Below are 18,822 nucleotides of genomic sequence, written 5' to 3'. Positions count from 1 at the left end.
GTTCAGAATTTTAACACTCTGATTTCATTGAAATTTCTCAAAACTCCTGATCTGGCACGGTTTCTGCTTTAGTAATATCCGGTTGAAACCCGATCAATACTGCGTCCAACGGCGGACGCAATGGCAGTGTTGCCATGAGTGTTTCGCTCCGCCCGCGCCCCTTTTGCGCCGTGGCGAGGCGGATCGTCTGAGCGCCGTATACTCCTGCGCCCGAAAAGTTTTTGCACTGGTCATGCCGCGCTGTGTCTTGGGCACACGCGCCCGGATGCGGTCCAAGCGGTCAAAGACGTGCCGGCACTCATCCACCACTGCCATTTCCTTCCCGGGCCCAGTTTCCTGCCGGTCCCAGGTCCTCCCAAGGCTGCGCGCCTGGACAACTTCTTGAAAGGACGTTCCATGTCATATGTCTCACCACAGGAATTCGCCACGAAGATGATCGAGGCCGGCGAAGCCAAGGTGTTCATGTCCACCAAAGACACCCTGATCCGGGCCTATATGGCCGGGGCCATTCTGGCGCTCGCCGCTGCCTTTGCGGTCACGATCGCAGTCAATACGGGCAACTTCCTGATTGCCTCTTTGCTGTTTCCCGTGGGATTCTGCATGCTCTATCTGCTGGGGTTCGACCTTCTGACCGGGGTGTTCACCCTGGTGCCCCTGGCCCTGTGGGCCAAACGGCCGGGGGTCACGGTCAGCGGCATGTTGCGCAACTGGGGCCTGGTCTTCCTTGGCAATTTCGCAGGTGCCATGACCACCGCCATCTTCATGGCCGTGATCTTCACCATGGGCTTCAGTCAGGAGCCAAATGCCGTCGGCCAGAAGATCGGCGTTATCGGGGAGGCCCGCACGGTCGGCTATGCGGCTGCCGGCTGGGCCGGTCTTCTGACAGTCTTCATCCGGGCGGTGATGTGCAACTGGATGGTGTCCACCGGAGTGGTCGCGGCCATGATGTCCACCTCCGTCTCCGGCAAGATCATGGCCATGTGGATGCCGATCCTGGTGTTCTTCTATCTCGGCTTCGAACACTCCATCGTCAACATGTTCCTGTTCCCGTCCGGCATCATGCTCGGCGGTGATTTCACGTGGTTCGACTACATCGTCTACAACGAAGCGCCTGTGATCCTGGGGAACCTTGTGGGCGGTCTGACCTTTGTCGGCGGCATGATCTACGCCACCCATTACAAGACCTCTCCCAAGCGCAATGCCGGCTATGAAACCCCGGCGGCAACCCCGGCCGAATAAGCCGTTCCGTCCGGCTCCCGCCGCAAGCCGGCGGGAGCCTTTTTCATGACACCAGCACACCGGGCCCGATGAAACCACTGGCGCACCATTTGAAGGTCCAACTGGGGCAGTTTTCCTCGGCCGGCGTGAAACCTGCCAATCAGGATTTCCACGGGGCCGTGGTGCCGGAAGACCAGACGCTCGTGCACAAGGGCATCGCGGTTGCCTTGGCCGACGGGATTTCCAGCAGTCCGGTGGCGCATATTGCCGCTGAAACAGCAGTCAAATCCTTCCTGACAGATTACTACTGCACGTCCGATGCCTGGAGCGTTCGCACCGCCGCCTCCAAGGTGATCCGCGCCGCAAATTCCTGGCTCCACAGCCAGACGAAGCAGGCCGCCACACCCGACAAGGGCTATGTCACAACCTTTTCCGCCCTCGTTCTGAAGGGGCGGCAGGCGCATCTGTTCCATATCGGTGACAGCCGGATCTGGCGTCTCGCCGGGCAGAGCCTGGAATGCCTTACGGAAGATCACAGGCTCCAGCTGTCAGCCTGCGACCACACGCTCAACCGGGCCCTTGGCCTGTCACAAGCCCTGGACATCGACTCCCGCGCTCTCGATCTGCGGCCGGGGGATGTGTTCATTTTGACCACCGATGGCATTCATGAGGTGCTCTCCCCGGCCCATCTGGCAAAAGCCGTCTCCCAGATGCCCGATCCGGAAACGGCCGCACGGTTGATTGCCGAAGAGGCCATGGCAGCGGGCAGCACCGACAATCTGACCATTCAGATTGTCAGGGTCGTCAGCCTGCCCGATGCGGGCCTAGAAGACATGCTTACCGGCGAGGTCGGCCTGCCGCCCGCACCCCTTCCCCGCGTTCCGGGCACCCATGAGGGTTACCGGCTGCTAAGGCTGCTGCAGGCCACCAGCCGCAGCCATATCGTTCTGGCCGAAGATCCAGAAAGCGGCCACAAGGCCGTGCTGAAATTCCCTTCCCAGGATCTGCGCGAAGACCCGGGCTATCTGCGCCGTCTCGCCCTGGAAGACTGGATTGCCTGGCGGCTGTCATCCCCCCATGTCCTCAAGGCGGCCCGCCAGCGCCAGCCCAAACAAACGCTCTTTGTGGCCACCGAATTCATCGAAGGGCAAACCCTGCGCCAGTGGATGACGGATCATCCCCATCCGGATCTGGAAACCGTGCGCGGGCTTCTTGAACAGATCGCAAAGGGACTGCGCGCGTTTCACCGCAAAGACATGGTGCATCAGGACCTGAGGCCTGAAAACATCATGATCGATGCGGCCGGAACGCTGAAGATTATCGATTTTGGCTCCGTACGGATCGCCGGCGTCATGGAAGCAGCCCCATCGCTCAACCGGGCAGAGATCCTGGGCACCCACCAATATTCCGCGCCGGAGCTTTTTCTGGGCTATCTGGGCACCGCCCTCAGCGACCAGTTTTCCCTCGCCGTCATTGCCTATGAAATTCTGACCGGACAGCTGCCTTATGGCAGCTCTGTTGCCCGCGCAGACACGCCCAAAGCCCAGTCAAGACTGACCTACCGGCCCGCTGCCGCCTTGACAGCGCGTGTGCCCAGCTGGGTCGACGGGGCACTGGCCAAGGCCCTCCATCCAGTACCCGGCAAGCGCTATGAAGCGTTGAGCGCCTTTCTGGAAGACCTGCGCCGCCCCAACCCGCAGTTCCAGTCAGAACATGCCAGACCGCTTCTGAGCCGCAACCCGGTCCTGTTCTGGCAGCTTCTCAGCGCCGGCCTGGCGGTCCTGTGCCTCGCTCTTTTCTTTCACCTTTTCCCCCCAAAATAGGAGATCCGAATGTCCCCCCTCACACGCGAAGACATCACCACCTTGATCCTGTCGGCCAAGCGCCAGGCAGGTCTGACCTGGGAAGGCCTTGCAGAGCAGATCGGCATGTCCCCGGTCTGGACCCATTCGGCCGCCATGGGCATGAACGCCATGCCCGAGGACAAGGCCCTTGCCCTGACGCAGGCCCTCGGCCTGCCCCAGGAAGCCGCGCTGATCCTGCAGGAAAGCCCCACCAAGATCTGGGAACAGACCGTTCCGACCGACCCGTGCATATACCGCCTTTATGAGATCGTCGGCGTCTACGGCCCCACCATTAAGGCGCTCATCCATGAAAAATTCGGCGACGGCATCATGTCAGCCATCGATTTCGACATGAGTGTGGAGAAGGTCCCGCACCCGAAAGGCGACCGGGTCAAGGTCGAGATGAGCGGCAAGTACCTGCAATACAACGCCTGGTAATCGCGGGGCCCGGGACCCACTGGGCCCGCCTCCGCAAAGTCAGTTTAAAAGGACGCAGGGAGAGAGAGAAATGCATGCGCCTGTCGAAAAACGCGGGTTCAGCGAGGAGCAACTCGCCTACCTGGCAGACATCGTCGCCAAGTTCGGCCTGGACAAGGCGTTTCAGGCCGGCCCTGCCACCGGCAATGGCAATGTCACGGAGACTGTCTATGGCACTCCCCTGGAGGATCTGTGCAAGGAAGAAGTCGCCAAGTTCAATCTTCATCCGCTGGATCTGAGGGCGCGGATTGAACGCTGGACAGACCGCAATGAAATGGCGACCGGGCTGGACCAGTTTCTTCTGCGCCATTGGGGCTTTTTCAACGTGGAACCCAACAGCCCAGGATACATGGTTCGCCTGCGTCTGCCGGCTTGCAAATTGCGCGGTGATCAACTGGTCGCGCTCGCGGAAATCGCCGAGACCTATGCGGGCGGCTATGCCCATGTGACAACGCGGGGCAATTTTCAGCTGCGGGAAGTCCAGCCGAAAGATGTGCTCAATGTCATGTACGCCCTGGACCAGGCGGGCCTGTCCTGCCATGGCTCGGGTGCCGATTCCGCACGCAACATGACCGCCTCCCCCACGGCCGGCGTCGATCCGCAGGAGCTGATCGATCTTGCGCCATATGCGATCCGGCTATCCAACCGGGTGCTCAACACGCGGGAGCTGCAAGGCCTGCCGCGCAAGTTCAACATTTCCTTCGACGGCGGCGGCACCATTTCCACCGTCAGCGATTCCAACGATATCTGTTTCCAGGCCATCAAGGTGGCCGCCAATGACCGGGGGCTGGAGCCGGGCGTCTATTGCCGGATCCTATTGGGCGGCATTTCGGGCCACCGGGATCTGGCGCGGGACACGGGCCTGATCTGCACACCGGAGGAAAGCGTTCTGGCAGGCACGGCCATGCTGCATGTGTTTGTTGAACATGCGGACAGGACCAACCGCAAAAAGGCCCGGCTGAAATATCTTCTGGATGCCAAAGGCCTGGACTGGTTCCTGGAGCGCACCCAGGAAAAACTGGACAGCCTTGAAGCCGGGTTCCGGCTGACCCCGCTGTCAGCAGAGCACGACCTGCCACGCCCGCCCGTGCTCCGCCAGGCCCATATCGGCGTCCACAAGCAAAAGGCAGCGGGTGAGAATTACATTGGTGTTGCTCTGGAAATGGGCCGTCTGTCTCCGGACCAGATGCGGCTTGCCGGTCAGATCGCCCTGGCAAGGGGCAGCAACGACGTCCGGTTGACCGTATGGCAGAACCTGTTGATTGCGGGCGTAAAAGACGCGGACATTGCCGCCACGGTTCAGGAGCTTGAGGCCAGCGGCCTGCCCACCAGGGCCACGGCCTTCGCCGCCGGGGCGGTGGCCTGCACCGGCCGCTGGGGATGCAAGCTCGGCCTTGCCCACACCAAGGAAAGCGGCACCAGCCTGGTGCGCCATCTGGAGCAGAAATTCACCCTCGACCGGCCGATCAACATCCATCTGACCGGTTGCCCCAATTCCTGCGCCCAACATTATATTGGCGACATCGGCCTTGTTGGCACCACCTTGCCCGATGGCGGCGAAGGTTTTCATGTGGTGGTCGGGGGCGGCAGCGACCAGGATTACGGCATTGCCCGCCCGCTTTGCGGCCCGGTTCCGGCCGAGGATGTCAACGCCCTCGTGGAAACCATCATCGGCAACTACCTGAAGCGCCGCGTTCCGGGAACAAGCTTCCTGGACTTTGTACGCGCCCTCTCCGACGCAGACCTGCCCACCCTTCTGGACGGCGCCGCCCTCGCCGCCTGATCCCCTGTCAAGGAAAGACCCGAGCCCATGAGCCAGCATGACAAAGCCTTTCTGGAGAAGATCTCCGGGGCCTCATTGAAGGAAGAGCCTCAGATCCCGGCCGATTTTCTGCCGCCCGATGCACCTTTTGACGGGGCACAGAGAGAATGGCTGAACGGGATGTTCACGGGCCTGTTTGCCGTCACCAATGCAGCGGCGAGACAGGACCATGACGCCGTACCGGGCACCGCCCTGCAAATCCTGTTCGGCTCCCAGTCGGGTACGGCGGATGCCCTGTCCAAGGACTTGAGAAAATACGCCAGGACCCAAGGGTTTGAGGCCGCCATCGCCGAACTGGATTCTGTTTCCCCTGCAGATCTTGCCGCCGCCCATCATGTGCTGATCATCGCCGCCACCTTTGGCGAGGGTGAACCGACGGACAATGCCAGGAGCTTTTACGACAAACTCATGGCCGACGATGCCCCGCGCCTTCCCGAAAGCCTTCATTTCAGCGTCTGCGGGCTTGGGGACAGCAGCTATGCGAAATTCAACCAGGTAGGCCGGGATCTTGACCGGCGCCTTGGAGAGCTGGGAGCGACACGGGTTCAGGATCTGGCCGCCTGTGACGTGGCCTATGATGATGATTATACGGACTGGAAGACAGCCGTGTTTGAGACAGAGCCCTTCAAATCCGCCGCTGGGGCCGCACAGGCCGCCGAGCCCGAGGCACCGGGAGCAGCATTTGACAAGAACCACCCCTTCATCGCCACCCTTCTGGACTGCCGGTGCCTGAATGCTCCCGGCTCCGCCAAGACCGTGAACCATATCGAGCTTTCCCTGGCTGGCGGCGGCGAGGATCTGGACTATGTTGTGGGCGACGCCCTGGGCCTGTGGCCGGTCAATGATGCGGCCGAGGTGGACGCCCTGCTTGAGGCGGCCGGATTTTCAGGCCGGGAAACGGTTGAGCTCAAAAGCGGTCCGAGCAGCTTGCGTGCGGCCCTGCTGATCCGGCTGGATCTCAGCACAATCCCGCCGAAGACTCTCGAGCTCTGGAACACGCAAAAACCGTTTGAGGCCGCGCAGATCATCGATCTCCTGCCCCTTGCTCCGTCCAGCCTGACCCCGCAGCGGCTCGTGGACGGGCTGCGCCCGTTGCAGCCGCGCCTCTATTCCATTTCCTCAAGCCCGAAAAAACATCCGGGCGAAGTTCATCTGACGGTGGGAGAAGTGCATTATGAGCTGGAGGGGGCCGCGCGCAAAGGCGTTGCCTCCACCTATCTGGGCAACCGGCTCGCCCCCGGAGGCAATGCCGGCGTCTATATCCAGCGCTCCAGCCATTTCCACCTGCCGGAAGACGACAGCGTGCCGCTGATCATGATTGGCCCGGGCACCGGGATTGCGCCTTTCCGGGCCTTTCTGGAAGAACGCGAAATGCGCGGAGCGGCGGGGGAGAACTGGCTTTTTTTCGGCGACCAGCACGAGGCCACAGACTTTCTTTACCGGGATGATATCAGCGCCTGGCAGACGAGCGGCCTCTTGACAAAAACCAGCCTTGCCTGGTCCCGTGACGGGGCAGAAAAAGTCTATGTCCAGCATCTGATTGAACGCGAAGGCGCTGGATTCTTCGATTGGCTGCAGCGGGGCGCTGCGATCTATATCTGCGGTGATGCCTCCCGCATGGCCCAGGATGTCGATACGGCGCTGCGCAAGGTCATTGCCACGCACGGCAATCTGGACGCAGCCGGGGCGGACGCCTATCTCGCCGATCTCGCCAAATCCGGCCGCTACCAACGGGATGTCTATTGATCAGCGCCTGAGAACCGGCAAGGACCTGAGGATCTGCATCCAGGACAGATTGAACGGGCTGTCAGCTGCCCGGTCCTGGGCCAGCACCAGAACACAGGCCCCGGATCTGGAATAGGCTTCCAGAGACAGGCTGTCCCTGCTGCGCACGATCCAGAATGTCTCGATAAGCGCCGGATCGGCGAAGATCCGGCACGATCCGCTGGCAAGTTCGATCAGACCGCCATGGCGGGTGACGCCGTCGAGACGGCCGGATATCAGCTGCAGGCAGGCAGCGCTTGGAACGCCAACAGTCACGGGTTGGCGCATTTCGCACAGATAGCGCAGCATATGGGGAATGACCTGGCGGTCGACCTGCCAGGCCTGATCCCGGTCCAGGATTTCAAGCCGGTCATGACGGCCCCGGCCCTGATCCAGCAGACAGGCATCCAGGTTTGAGGTGATCCCGCTGGCACTGAAGGCTTGCTCCGGCGCGCGCCTTTGCAAAGTCAGCGCTCCCTCCCGCTGGCCACCAAAAGCCTCAGGCAGATAGGCGGCCAGATCCTTTTCCCTTGTGCCATACATGAGCACATCAAAGGCAAGTTCGTCTGACAGGGACGCGATATAGCATTTATGCGCTGCCCGCCCCAGATCATCAAACACCTGCAGGGACGGCGCCTCCCGCTGCGCCTCATCCCCTTCCACCGCCACCAGCGTTTCGATCCCGTCCGGCAGCAGCCGGAGAGCAATGCCGCTATTGTCGAAGGTCAGCACTTCACCTGCCAGCATCGGCTTTTGATACATGCCGAGATCGCTCATGACGGCGGCTTCGTTCAAGGTGGTCGCGATCACCCGCACGAAGCCGGGCAACCAGTCCCGCAGCAGATCAATCCCCTCATCCAGCCCGCGCGCCCTCCGGCCCGCTGACAGGAACAGATCGGCCAGATCACAGGACCGGTCCTGAGGCGCCCGGGACAGGGGCTCCGGCCGGGTCCCGTTGTCCACCACCAGCCTGGGCCCAAACCTGTGCCCCTTTACCATCTTGTTCACGAAGGACGGCTCCCCTGCCGGATGTCATGCCAATCTCAACTGATAGAGACGTCAGTAAACGTCGCGGAGATAGCGTTTTTCGCGCTTGAGATTGGCTACATAAGCCTGCGCTCCGTCTTGCGAATGGCCGCCAAACTCGGCAATGACCTGATGCAGTGCCCGGTCCACATCCTTGGCCATGCGGGTGGCATCACCGCAGACATAAAAAGAGGCCCCCTCTTCCAGCCAGGCATAAAGATCCTTGCCGTTTTCCTGCATCCGGTGCTGCACATAGACCTTCTGGTCCTGGTCGCGCGAAAATGCGAGATCGAGCCGGTTCAGGACGCCCTGCCGGCTAAAGGTACTGAGCTCATCCTGATAGATGAAATCATGGGCCTTGTGCTGATCGCCAAAGAACAGCCAATTCGGCCCCTTGCCCCCTGCTGCACGGCGCTCTTGCAGGAAAGCGCGGAACGGGGCAATTCCCGTGCCCGGTCCGACCATGATCACCGGCCGGTCCGTGTCCTGCGGCAAGCGGAAGCTGTTGTTGGGGGACAGGAAGATGCCCGCGCTGCCGCTGTCCTCCACCCGATCGGCCAGGAATGTGGAACAGACCCCGCCATGGTCGCGGCCATGGCTGCGGTAACGCACGCTGGCAACGGTCAGATGAATCCGGTCCGGCACCTCCAGCGGACTGGAGGATATGGAATAGGCCCGGTGCTGCAACGGCTTCAGCAGCTTTGAAAATGCGCCCGCAGGCAGGCTTTGCGGTGCAAGCAGATTGAGCAGATCCAGAGTGTCCCGGCCCCAGAGCCAGGCCTCCAGAGCTTCCTTGTCCCCATGTTTGACTATGTGGCTGAGTTCCTCGTTGCCGGCCCGCTTTTCAACTTCGGCAACAAGGTCCTTAGACGGCGTAACAATTTCAAGCCGGTGCTGCAATGCGTCGCCGAACGGCCCGTCAATTCCCTCGACTGACGCATCATGATCCACCCCAAGCCAGGCCAGAAGGCTGGCAACAAACGCAGCGTCATTGACCGGCATCACCCCAAGCGCATCGCCCGCCTGATAGGAGATGCCGCTGGTGCCGAGGTCAAACTCGAAATGACGGATTTCCTTGCTCGACCCGTCCCCGGACAGGAGCCGGTTCACCGGCATTTGCGCCAAATAAGGGGACTTCCGGGTCCATTTCGGCCTGGCCGCCGCGCTTCCCGCGTCCGGACCGGCCACCGGTGCACCACCACCGGCGGCCGGACCGGCCTTGCGCTCGCCAGCCAGCTTCGGCAGAGCCTCAGCTATCCAGCCGGCAGCTGCATCTTCAAAATCGATATCGCAATCCACACGGGGCAGCAGACGGCGGGCACCCAGCTGTTCCAGACGCGTGTCGATCAATTTGCCCGCCTGGCAGAAGTCGTCATAGCCCGTATCCCCAAGGGCCAGCACACCGAAACTCAGGTTTTCCAGGCGCGGCGCGTTTTCCGCCGACAGGGCGTCCCAGAACAGCTGGGCGTTGTCCGGCATCTCGCCTTCGCCGTAAGTGGAGATCACAACCACCAGATCAGTCACGGCCTGCAAGGCGTCCAGGTCAACATCATCCAGCGCCTTGACCACCGGGGCCAGACCATTGGCCTTCGCTGCGGCCGCTGCATCCATAGCAACGGTTTCCGCATTGCCGGTCTGGGTGCCGAACAGGATATGCACCTCCGCTGGCCCGGCTCCCGTTTGCGCCGCCGGGGCGGCCGCAGCAGCAGGTCCCTGCAGGGCCAGGCGCGAATGCAGACCGGCCAGGAACCCGGACAGCCAGGAACGCTGATCCTCGTTGAAGGGGGCATCTTTCGGAATGAAGGGAATTTGCATTGTTCTTGTCTCGTCTCAGCGCGCATGGGCGGCCGTGAAGGCCATCAGGTCGTCAAGGCTGTGCCGTGCGAACAGTTCCTCGAAACTGGGCAGGGAGCCGACAAGCGCGCGGTTCTTGGCATTCTGGAACAGGATCCAGCCATAGGTGCCCGGACTGTCCATGGAAAGGACATTCCGGCGGGCAAGCGCGGTCTTGTAGTCCCGCAGCCGTTTGTCCGCGATCAGCACGGCCAACTCCTGATCGTCATATTCGCTGACCGCCGTGCGCGCTGCACTCTGCAGCTTTTTCAACAGTGCAAAATCCTCCGTCAGCAGGAGATTGCGGGCCGCCTTGTCCACTGCCTCGTCGGTAATGCTCCGACTGCCCTGCACCCGGCCTAGCGCAAGCGACTGGGCCGTGGACATGACCAGATAGTTGTTCAGAAGAACAAACATCTCCTCAGTGTCCGTCTCGCCATAGCCGGGCACCGCTCCGTCCAGAACCGGTGCGCCGGATTTCAGGGCTGTCTTGAATTTCTGCATCTGGTACGCCACCAGCGCGCTGCTCAGTTCCTCAATCAGCTCCTTGCGCGAATGGGCCGCCAGGATCGCATCACTGTCCTGATAAAGCCGCAGGGATTTCGGCATGGCGTAGACGAAATTGCGCCGCTCGCTCTCCCAGTTGTCCAGAAGCCAGACGGCCTTGGCCGAGCCGGTTGCCTCCGCATGAAGGCTCAACAGGAAATGGACCGCATCCGCATGTATCCGGGCCAGCGGCGCCTCCTCGCCGAGGGCGCCCAGATCCACCGAATCGTGACTGACTTTGGAGCCAAGCTCACCGTAAGGATCGTACTGGTAGGCAAAGCCGCCGCTCATGCCATTGGCAAAGCCCTTGCCAAAGCTGCCAATGTTCAAGACCGCACCATTGGTCATGTATTCGCAGCAGAATTCGCCAACCCCTTCAACAACGGCCGTTGCGCCGGAATTGCGGACTGCGAACCGGTCCCCGGCCTGCCCCTCAATAAAGGTGCGACCACCCGTGGCCCCGAACAGGGCGAAATTGCCGATCAGGACATTGCCGCCAGCATCCCCGGACCCGCCGCCGGGAGAGCGCACGATCAAGGTGCCACCACAGGCGCTCTTGCCGACCCCGTCATTGCAGGTGCCGCTGTGGTCGAGGCGCATGCCGTCATTGCAGAAGGCGCCGAAAGACTGGCCAGCGGCGCCCGATGTCTCAATCCGCACCGTGTCCGCATCCAGATAACGGCGGCCCCGGTCATCCTGCAGCACAGCTGGAGACAACTTGCCGGACAGGGCCTCGCCCTCGTGGTTCAAAAGGCGCTCAATGTCGATGGCCAGCTGACCGGCCACCGTCTTGTTGCAGGTGTTCAGCTGTGCGTTCGGCCGCAGCCATACGGTCTGTGCGCCGTCTTCCAGAAGCTCCTTGCGGACTGTCTCCGCAAAGCGGTCATCCAGCTGAAAGTCCTTTTCCAGATAGACCGGGTCCTCAACCTGCCTGTCTTCAACACAGGCCAGCATGGAGGTCAGATCCAGATGCCCCACCTGGGCCGCGTGGTCGATCAGGTGTAGAAGATCGCCCCGGCCTCGCGCCGCCCCAAGAGACGGCAGGCCGAGCCCGGCCAGGATTTCCCGGGTCTCGTGGGCAATGTTCAAGAGATACTGGGCAAGCGCGCGCGGATCGCCATCAAACACTTCCGGATTGGTCGTCAATCCGGCCGGACATTTGACATTGCAGTTCTTGGCCATGACGCATTTCAGCATCATCAGCGCGGTGGTGCCGAATTCAAAGGAATCCGCCCCGAGACAGGCCGACTTGACCACATCGCTGGCGGTCTGATGGGCCCCGGAACAACGCAGCACCACCTTCTGGCGAATGCCGTTGGCGCATAGCGCCTGATGCACTTCGGCAATACCGATCTCGGCGGAGCGGCCGGTATATTTCAGGCTCGTCACGGCCGCCGCCCCGGTGCCGCCGGTGTTTCCGGCCACATTGATCACATCGGCCCCGGCCTTGGCAACGCCCACCGCAATCGTGCCGATGCCTTCGGAAGACACCAGCTTGACGATCACCCGCACCCGCGCCGCTTTCGCATCATGGATGAGCTGGGCCAGATCCTCAATGGAATAGGTGTCGTGATGGGGGGGCGGCGATACCAGCTCCACGCCGGGCGTACCGCCCCGGGCTGCCGCAATTTCCACCGTCACCTTGGGCGCAGGCAGCTGCCCGCCCTCGCCCGGCTTGGCGCCCTGGCCGATCTTGATCTCGATTTCTTCCAGGTTCGGGTCAGCCAGATAGCCCGCCCAGACGCCGAAGCGGCCAGAGGCAAACTGCTTGATCTTGGAAGAGCGGATGGTGCCGTAGCGCGAAATATGTTCCCCGCCCTCGCCGGAATTGGACATGCCACCCGCCATGTTGGTGCCATGGGCCACCGCCTCATGGGCCGCAGCCACCAGCGCTCCGTGGCTCATGGCCCCGCTGGCCAGAAGCGGGGTGATCGCGCTGGCTGGCTGGACCTTCCGAAGGGCAATGCCATCGGGCGCAGGGCAGATCCGGCTCAAAAAGGCCGCAGCCTTGCCCTCAGCACGCACCTTGAGGTGGCTGTCTTCCAGCCAATGACCCTGGATCGCCCCGCCAAACCGGCGCACAAGCGCCTCGGCCAGATCAGAGCGCCGGGTCAGTTCATTGCCGCCAGCCCCGGTCAGGGCCAGTTTGAACCTATCCTCCGCCTCCCGGGCACAGGTCAGGCCCCGGATCTGGAAGGACGTATTTCCAGCAAGGGAAAAGCGGCGGAACTCGCGTTCAAATTCCGGTGCGGAGGCCGCGAACGAAACATCCGCCGGAAAGTCCAGAACATCGCGCAAGGCGGCCGGGCGGCGCGCCCGCTCCTCCGCCATCATGCGCGAAAAGGCCCGGTAGCCCGGAGTGACCGTAAACGCGTCGATCATCTGCGGGGTCAGCGTTTCGAAATTCGTATAGGTATAGGCGGTTTCGTCCAGCCCGAACGCATCCTGCAGCCGGTCAACCGGCAGAAGGCGCAGATAGTCGTCCTCCGCCCCCGCATCCGGATTGCCATTCAGCTGCACAGCTTCCTCGGTCATGTCGACAAAGCCGCGCACCGCGGTGGTGCCATAGGAATGGCCGGCCCCTTCCGCCCGCTCCTTGAAGAGGCCCAGCAGCGGAATGTCCTTTTCGCCGCTGACAGTGCGCGCGCGCTCATGCCAGTCATGAACGGCGGCTGCAATCGTCTCAAAGCCGACCCCGCCCACCGGCGTCTTCACATTGGGGAAATAGCGTTTCAGAACCGGATCCTGCGTGTCCAGGAAGTTGGGCTCGAAAAATTCCCCGCCAATATAGCTTTCCGCCGTGCACAGGCCGACCTTGCCCATAGTCTTGAGCAGCGACTTTTCCGCCGCCTTGGCAAAGCGCCTGAAGGCCGCGTCCGCGTCTTCCGGGAAGGTTTCTTCCGCCCGCAGCTGGACCGCCAGCGGATAGACCGCAGACGCGCCGAACCCAAGCGCGATGGCAATATGATGGGCCGAAGAGATCTGGCCGCTTTCCACGATCAGCGAGGCCTTGAGCCGCAGCCCTTCCTCAATCAGCTTCTGGTTGACCGCCGAGACCACCAGCGCCGTCGGCAGGGCCGCACGGCCGGAGGCAACCTGGCGGTCGCTCAGGATCACGATGCCGCCCTTGTCCGCCACATGCTCTGCCACATCTGAGCAAAGCGCATCGATCGCCGCTTTCAGGGCAGACGCATTCGCCGCCGGGTTGCCTGACACCGGACAATAGAGCATTTCCGCGACCCGGACCGGCGTCACGGTCTGGGTGCGCAGCCATTTCATGTCCGTGCGGGACAGGATCGGGCTTTCGATCACCACCTGTTTGTGGTCCGACCCGGTAAAGCTCGGTTTGCTGCCCAACGCCACGCGCAAGGTCATGCCATCGGCTTCGCGGATGGAATCGAGCGGCGGATTGGTCACCTGGGCGAAGCGCTGGGAAAAGTATTTCGCAACGCCGCCTTCCCGGTCGGACAGGGCATTGATGGCGGCGCCATAGCCCATGGCGGAGATCTTCTCCGCCCCGGTGGCCAGCATCGGGTCCATGAGAAAGCGGAAGCTTTCCTGATTGTGGGAATATGCAACGTAGCGCTGGTGCAGTGACAGGTCGCCCTCATAGGGCACAAGCCGTCCGGGGATCTTGATCGGCTCGCCCCGCTCCTCGGCAAGGTTCAGCCGCGCTTCGGCCAGAAGCGCCATGTAATCCCGCTCCGACGCCAGCCGTTCCAGAGTGTCGCGCGTTTCCCAGAGGCGCTTTTCGCGATGGTCATAATAGAGCATGCCGCCAGCTTCGATCCGCCCACGCCGTAAAATATCTTCCGGCGGGAAGTTGATCTGCCCCGCCTCGGACATGACGGTCAGATATTCGGCCGTTTCGGTGGAGCGCAACGGGCGTAGGCCCAGCCGGTCCAGCCGGGCTCCAACAATCGTGCCGTCGCTGAAGATCAGCGCCGCCGGGCCGTCATTCTTCTCCTCATAAAGAGAGAAATATTCCAGCATTGCCCGCACATCCGCGGAAAGCGAAGGATCGTTTTCCCAGGCGGGCGGCATCATTGAGACCACAGCGGTCACAAGATCCAGCTCGTCCTGCAGCACACGGCCCTGCAGGGTCTGGTCCAGACGGCAACTGTCCGACTGGCCACGCGGGCGGATGATGCTGGCGTTTTTCGCGCTCGCAACGGCCGCTTCCGACAGCCGGTTCTTCTTGTCCGTATTGAGTTCCCCATTATGCGCCATCAGGCGGAACGGCTGCGCCATGCTTGGATGGGGATCGGTGTTTGTGGAAAACCGGGTATGGAAAAACAGGGTGTGGACCTTGTGCGCCGGGTCGCGCAAGTCGGTAAAATAGGGCACCAGCTCATAGGAATTCAGCCGCCCCTTGAACACTTGCGTGCGGGCACTGAGCGACAGCGGATAAAGCCCGTCCAGCGCGGCATCCGTATAGGCCTTGGCCTCAATCGCAAGCAGGGCCTGGTGCACGGTTTTGTCGCAGATCACAGGCGTGCGCTCGTCAGCGGACACGAAAACCCATTGCCGGATCGGCAGCTGATAGGGCACGGCGCGCGGGCGCAGGGCGGCATTGTCCACCGGCACATCCCGCGTCAGGATCACCTCAAACCCATGCAATTGCAGCACGGTCTCCACAAGGGCTTCCGCCGCCGGATATTCGGCAGGATCGTTGGGCAGAAAGAAATTGCCAACGCCGAATGTGCCGGGTGTGAGCGTGTCCCGGCCGGTCAGCTGGCGGAAAAACGGTTCGGACAGATCAATCGACACACCAGCGCCATCGCCAACCCCTTCTGACGACATGCCGCCGCGATGGGGGACCGCACACAGGGCCTCATGGGCCAGCTCAAGGACGTCATGGGTCTGGACACCGTCCTTGCGTGTGATGAAACCAACCCCGCAGCTGCTCTTGGCGTCCTGCGGGTCGTATAATCCGAACTCACCCTTATGCACCTATATGCGTCTCCTCAATCTGTTGACCTTCTGCCGCCTGCCTTGTCCGTCGCGCGCACCGGCGCATGCAAAACCCGGCCGGACCGCAAACGCGGACCGTGCCTTGTCAAAGGTTCTGAACATTCAGGATATTTTGGCTGACCCGGACCTCCCGGTCTGGGCTGGCGGAACCTTAGGCCACTTGGGTATTAAACTTGACTAAAAGTTTCAAGTTTATTTTTGACAACGCGGAAGAACCGGAGAACCTGCAGAGCCGGACGGCGGATCTTTGTCAGCTTGACCTTTTCCCAGCGGCGCGGGTTTCCCTTGGGCGAGATGGAGGCTTTGGCCGCCGTTGCACAAAACAGGTTCAGGCAGATTTTTTTTGAAGCGATCAAGGCCCGCAAAGCGCTGCGGATCGAGCGATACTCTAAAAGAGTGCGAAGGGCTTCTCGCAGCAAATAGAAGCTGGAAAGGCCCACTCATCCGGAAATTCTACAGAAAACGGCTTCAAGAGCCCATCCGTTCCGGAGGCGCTGTCCCCTCCATCGTTCATGATGAGCTGGCAGCCGGGTTCGGTCTTGACAATAAGCCGGTCAGGCGGCGCGCGGATCACACCCAAAGTGCAATATCCGGCCGGACCTTTTTGTCAGAAGACACCCCAGAAAAGTTTTGGCACTTCTTAAATTTACTTAACGTCATTATTTGCCGGAAAATAAACCCCGACCGTGCACCGGATCAATTCTGAACAGAAGTTAATTTGACCTTGCATAGCCCTCTCCACATGTATGGGAACGTAATCGTTGCACATGTCTCCCGGTCGGGGCTTTGACCGGGGTTCGCCACCGCCAGTCATGTCTTCACACATACCGTTATTGGGCCGGGGTCTCCGGTCTTGTGCTTCCTGTTCGGGTTGGAGCGAATACTATGGCGAACATAGATCACGTGCGGACGTGCGCCAGTCCTTTTGGACCTGACGTGCTTCCCGCAGGGTTTTTAACACAAAAAGGGTGCTCCCAAGCCCTTGCCCGGATCACATGCCCAACTTTGCATTCTCGCCTGAAAGCACCGTTCCCGCTCCTGCGGGACACCGCCCAGCCCCATAGCCGCATCCAAAAGCCATCCCGCCAATCCCCCTGCAAAACAATACCCTGGCAGACCTGCCGATTGACCCCTGTGCCGCCCGCAGCCGGTCTTCTGCAAGACCGCGCATGTCTTGAAACTCCGGCGCTGAGGCGCCAGGAGCCGCGCCGCTTCAGGTCCGGTTCCGTCCAAATTCAAAGGTAGCCCGATGTCACGAATCACAAAGTCACTCGCCCATGTGCTGATCGGATCAGCCGCCCTCACGCTTGGCACCCAGGCCCAGGCGCAGGATGTCACGTCAAAGGTCATCGACGGGTCCTGGGACACGCCTGCCGGCTTTTTCGCCTATGTGGAATATGAATTGTCCGGCGAGCCGCTTGCGGAAGGGCTTGGCCTCAATCTCGACGTTCTCGACCCGGACCAGGCCAACAAGCCGGATCCGTTCGATTTCAGCGCCGGGATCCTGTCCTATGAAATGTCCGAAGAGGCCATGTACTCGGTCTATTACAAGTCTGGCCTGGGTCCACATCTGGCCAATGGCCCGGTCAACCTCAAGCGGGCTGGCAAGGGCAACCCTATGGAAGCGCTTGGCAAGCGGGTGGTGGATCTGGCAGCTGCAGCGGGGGAAACACCTGCCGACCTGCCGCAAAATTTCTATCCGATCACGTTCCCCTTTCCCAAAAGCACGCCGCAATTCGCCAAGCCGGTGGACGTAGCGGTTCAGGCCACAACACCGATGGATGTGGTCACGGATGCCGGCCATGCCAGATCGATCCAGGCGGTGCTGCCGGCCTATTTCCGCGACTACAAGACCCTGCGCTGGACCGGTCAGGGCGCTGTTCATGCCTTTACGCCGGAAACCGCCGGCATGGGTCTTTTGAAAGACGTGCTTTGGGCCCAGGATTACATGCGCCAGATGCATAAAGTGTCCACGGATGAGGCCCTGGACAATGTCAGCGGCCCCCAGACAGACAAGGACCCGGATATCGCTCTTGGCGATGTCGGCTCGGACGGCTTCAACGGGAACATGCTGACGGAAATTTCCTGGGACGCGCTGACAATGATGCGTGATCAGTTTGCCTATGACGGCACAAAACTGGGCGCCAGAATCCCGGTGGACTATGATGCCAGCGCCTCTCCGGTCTGGTTCCCCAACCGCATCCATGTGGACATGACCCGGAAAAACGGCGTCTCAGCAGTCGGCAAGGCCACAGTGGAAGACGGCAGCTCCAGCCTGCGCTCGCTCTGGTCCATGCTTTGGCCACTCGGCGAATTCTACGGCTTTGCCGATCAGCGCACGGTCAATCACAACAAAAAACCGGAATTTGAGGCCGTCTTTGATGGTGCCCCCTTCCCGGCCGCTCCGAAGGAAAATCTCGGCACCGGCCCGTTTGCCAAAAAAGCGGCGGATGATCCTTTCACCATCGTGCAGGAACTGACCCGCCTGACCTCGCAAAACCTTCTGACCCTGAACTACGACAAAAAGGACGGCATTTTCCTCGACACCTGGAAAGACGGCAAACAGGGCACCAAAAGCACCACCTATGACGCGGCCTATGCCATGGTGGCCCTGCGCATCTATGAGCGGGCAATTGACGCTTTGCCGGTGGGCTACGCCTCGGCCAGCAGCGGCAAGTCCCTGGAAACAGCGGAAGGCAAACAGGCGCTGAAGGCGATCCGGTCCGAAGCCGATTTCATGCTCACCAAGCTGATCGGCAAGGAGGGCCTAATCTCCGACAGCTATGACACGGTCAAGGGCCCGTCCGGCACCCACTCGCTTCTGGCCCAGTTCGCGGCCCTGCGCGGGCTCAGCGCCGCATATCTGGCAACGGGAGACGAAAAATACCGCGACGCAGCAAAATCTCTCTATTTGGCCGCAGAAGCCCATTTCTTCGATCCCGCACTCGGTATATTTAACAATCATCCGGGATCATCGTTCGACGTTGACCCGAGAACAGCCGGAGTTGTCAGCGGGGGCCTTCGCGAGTTGATGCTCAACCTTGTTTCACGCTCGGATCCCTCAGATCCGAAGCTCAGCCTTTCCCATCTGTCCGAGCGCTATGCGGCCTGGTTCAAGACCGTTGCGCTGAAGCTGCAGCTGGCCGAATGGCTGAACGACACCGGTGAACACATGACCGCCAAGAATGATACCGGTGATGTGAACGAAAACGGCGTGAAATCGGTCACCTTTGCAGGCGGCCCGAACGGCACGGCAGCCGTCATGGCTTCCAAGGTCGAGATAAGCCCTGCGAACTAGGCCGGACACCGGCGCATATT

General features: G+C 61.3%; 10 protein-coding genes. 6 read left to right on the top strand and 4 right to left on the bottom strand.

All coding sequences use genetic code 11. From position 1 onward, the window contains the following. Positions 1-396 precede the first annotated feature (396 nt). The 5 genes from ACXAIC_RS03240 (at position 397) to ACXAIC_RS03220 (ending at position 7,107) form a co-directional block, all read left to right on the top strand. Positions 397-1,239 (top strand): formate/nitrite transporter family protein, encoded by an 843-nt coding sequence (locus tag ACXAIC_RS03240; protein WP_475173563.1) that lies wholly within the window; start codon positions 397-399, stop codon positions 1,237-1,239. A gap of 68 nt (positions 1,240-1,307) precedes the next feature. Beyond that, positions 1,308-3,041 carry a bifunctional protein-serine/threonine kinase/phosphatase gene (locus ACXAIC_RS03235; protein ID WP_475173561.1) on the top strand — a complete coding sequence of 578 codons (1,734 nt, stop codon included), beginning with the start codon at positions 1,308-1,310 and terminating at the stop codon, positions 3,039-3,041. A 9-nt stretch (positions 3,042-3,050) separates the two neighbouring features. Then, positions 3,051-3,500, top strand: coding sequence for a cyanase (gene cynS / locus ACXAIC_RS03230; protein ID WP_475173559.1), 450 nt, complete (start codon positions 3,051-3,053; stop codon positions 3,498-3,500). A 70-nt stretch (positions 3,501-3,570) separates the two neighbouring features. Continuing rightward, on the top strand, positions 3,571-5,322 hold the full coding sequence (locus tag ACXAIC_RS03225; protein WP_475173558.1) for a NirA family protein: 1,752 nt from the start codon (positions 3,571-3,573) through the stop codon (positions 5,320-5,322). Between the two features lie 27 nt (positions 5,323-5,349). After that, positions 5,350-7,107 (top strand): diflavin oxidoreductase, encoded by a 1,758-nt coding sequence (locus ACXAIC_RS03220; protein WP_475173555.1) that lies wholly within the window; start codon positions 5,350-5,352, stop codon positions 7,105-7,107. Here the strand turns inward: ACXAIC_RS03220 and ACXAIC_RS03215 are convergent, their stop codons facing one another. From ACXAIC_RS03215 to ACXAIC_RS03200, 4 genes are all read right to left on the bottom strand, one after another. Further along, a complete protein-coding gene (locus ACXAIC_RS03215; protein ID WP_475173857.1) occupies positions 7,108-8,124 on the bottom strand; it encodes a ChuX/HutX family heme-like substrate-binding protein in 1,017 nt (338 codons plus the stop codon). Positions 8,125-8,184: 60 nt separating this feature from the next. Next, positions 8,185-9,966 (bottom strand): diflavin oxidoreductase, encoded by a 1,782-nt coding sequence (locus ACXAIC_RS03210; protein ID WP_475173553.1) that lies wholly within the window; start codon positions 9,964-9,966, stop codon positions 8,185-8,187. A 15-nt stretch (positions 9,967-9,981) separates the two neighbouring features. Then, on the bottom strand, positions 9,982-15,483 hold the full coding sequence (locus ACXAIC_RS03205; protein ID WP_475173550.1) for a glutamate synthase-related protein: 5,502 nt from the start codon (positions 15,481-15,483) through the stop codon (positions 9,982-9,984). Positions 15,484-15,671: 188 nt separating this feature from the next. Then, complete coding sequence (locus ACXAIC_RS03200) at positions 15,672-15,944, bottom strand: hypothetical protein (RefSeq protein ID WP_475173548.1); 273 nt, start codon at positions 15,942-15,944, stop codon at positions 15,672-15,674. Between the two features lie 809 nt (positions 15,945-16,753). On the opposite strand from ACXAIC_RS03200, the gene ACXAIC_RS03195 reads away from it, so the two are divergent. Beyond that, complete coding sequence (locus tag ACXAIC_RS03195) at positions 16,754-18,802, top strand: hypothetical protein (protein WP_475173546.1); 2,049 nt, start codon at positions 16,754-16,756, stop codon at positions 18,800-18,802. Positions 18,803-18,822: the final 20 nt, after the last annotated feature.

The sequence above is a fragment of the Roseibium sp. AWQ4_254 genome (assembly GCF_056161025.1).
This window is presented reverse-complemented; position numbering and strand designations above follow the sequence as displayed.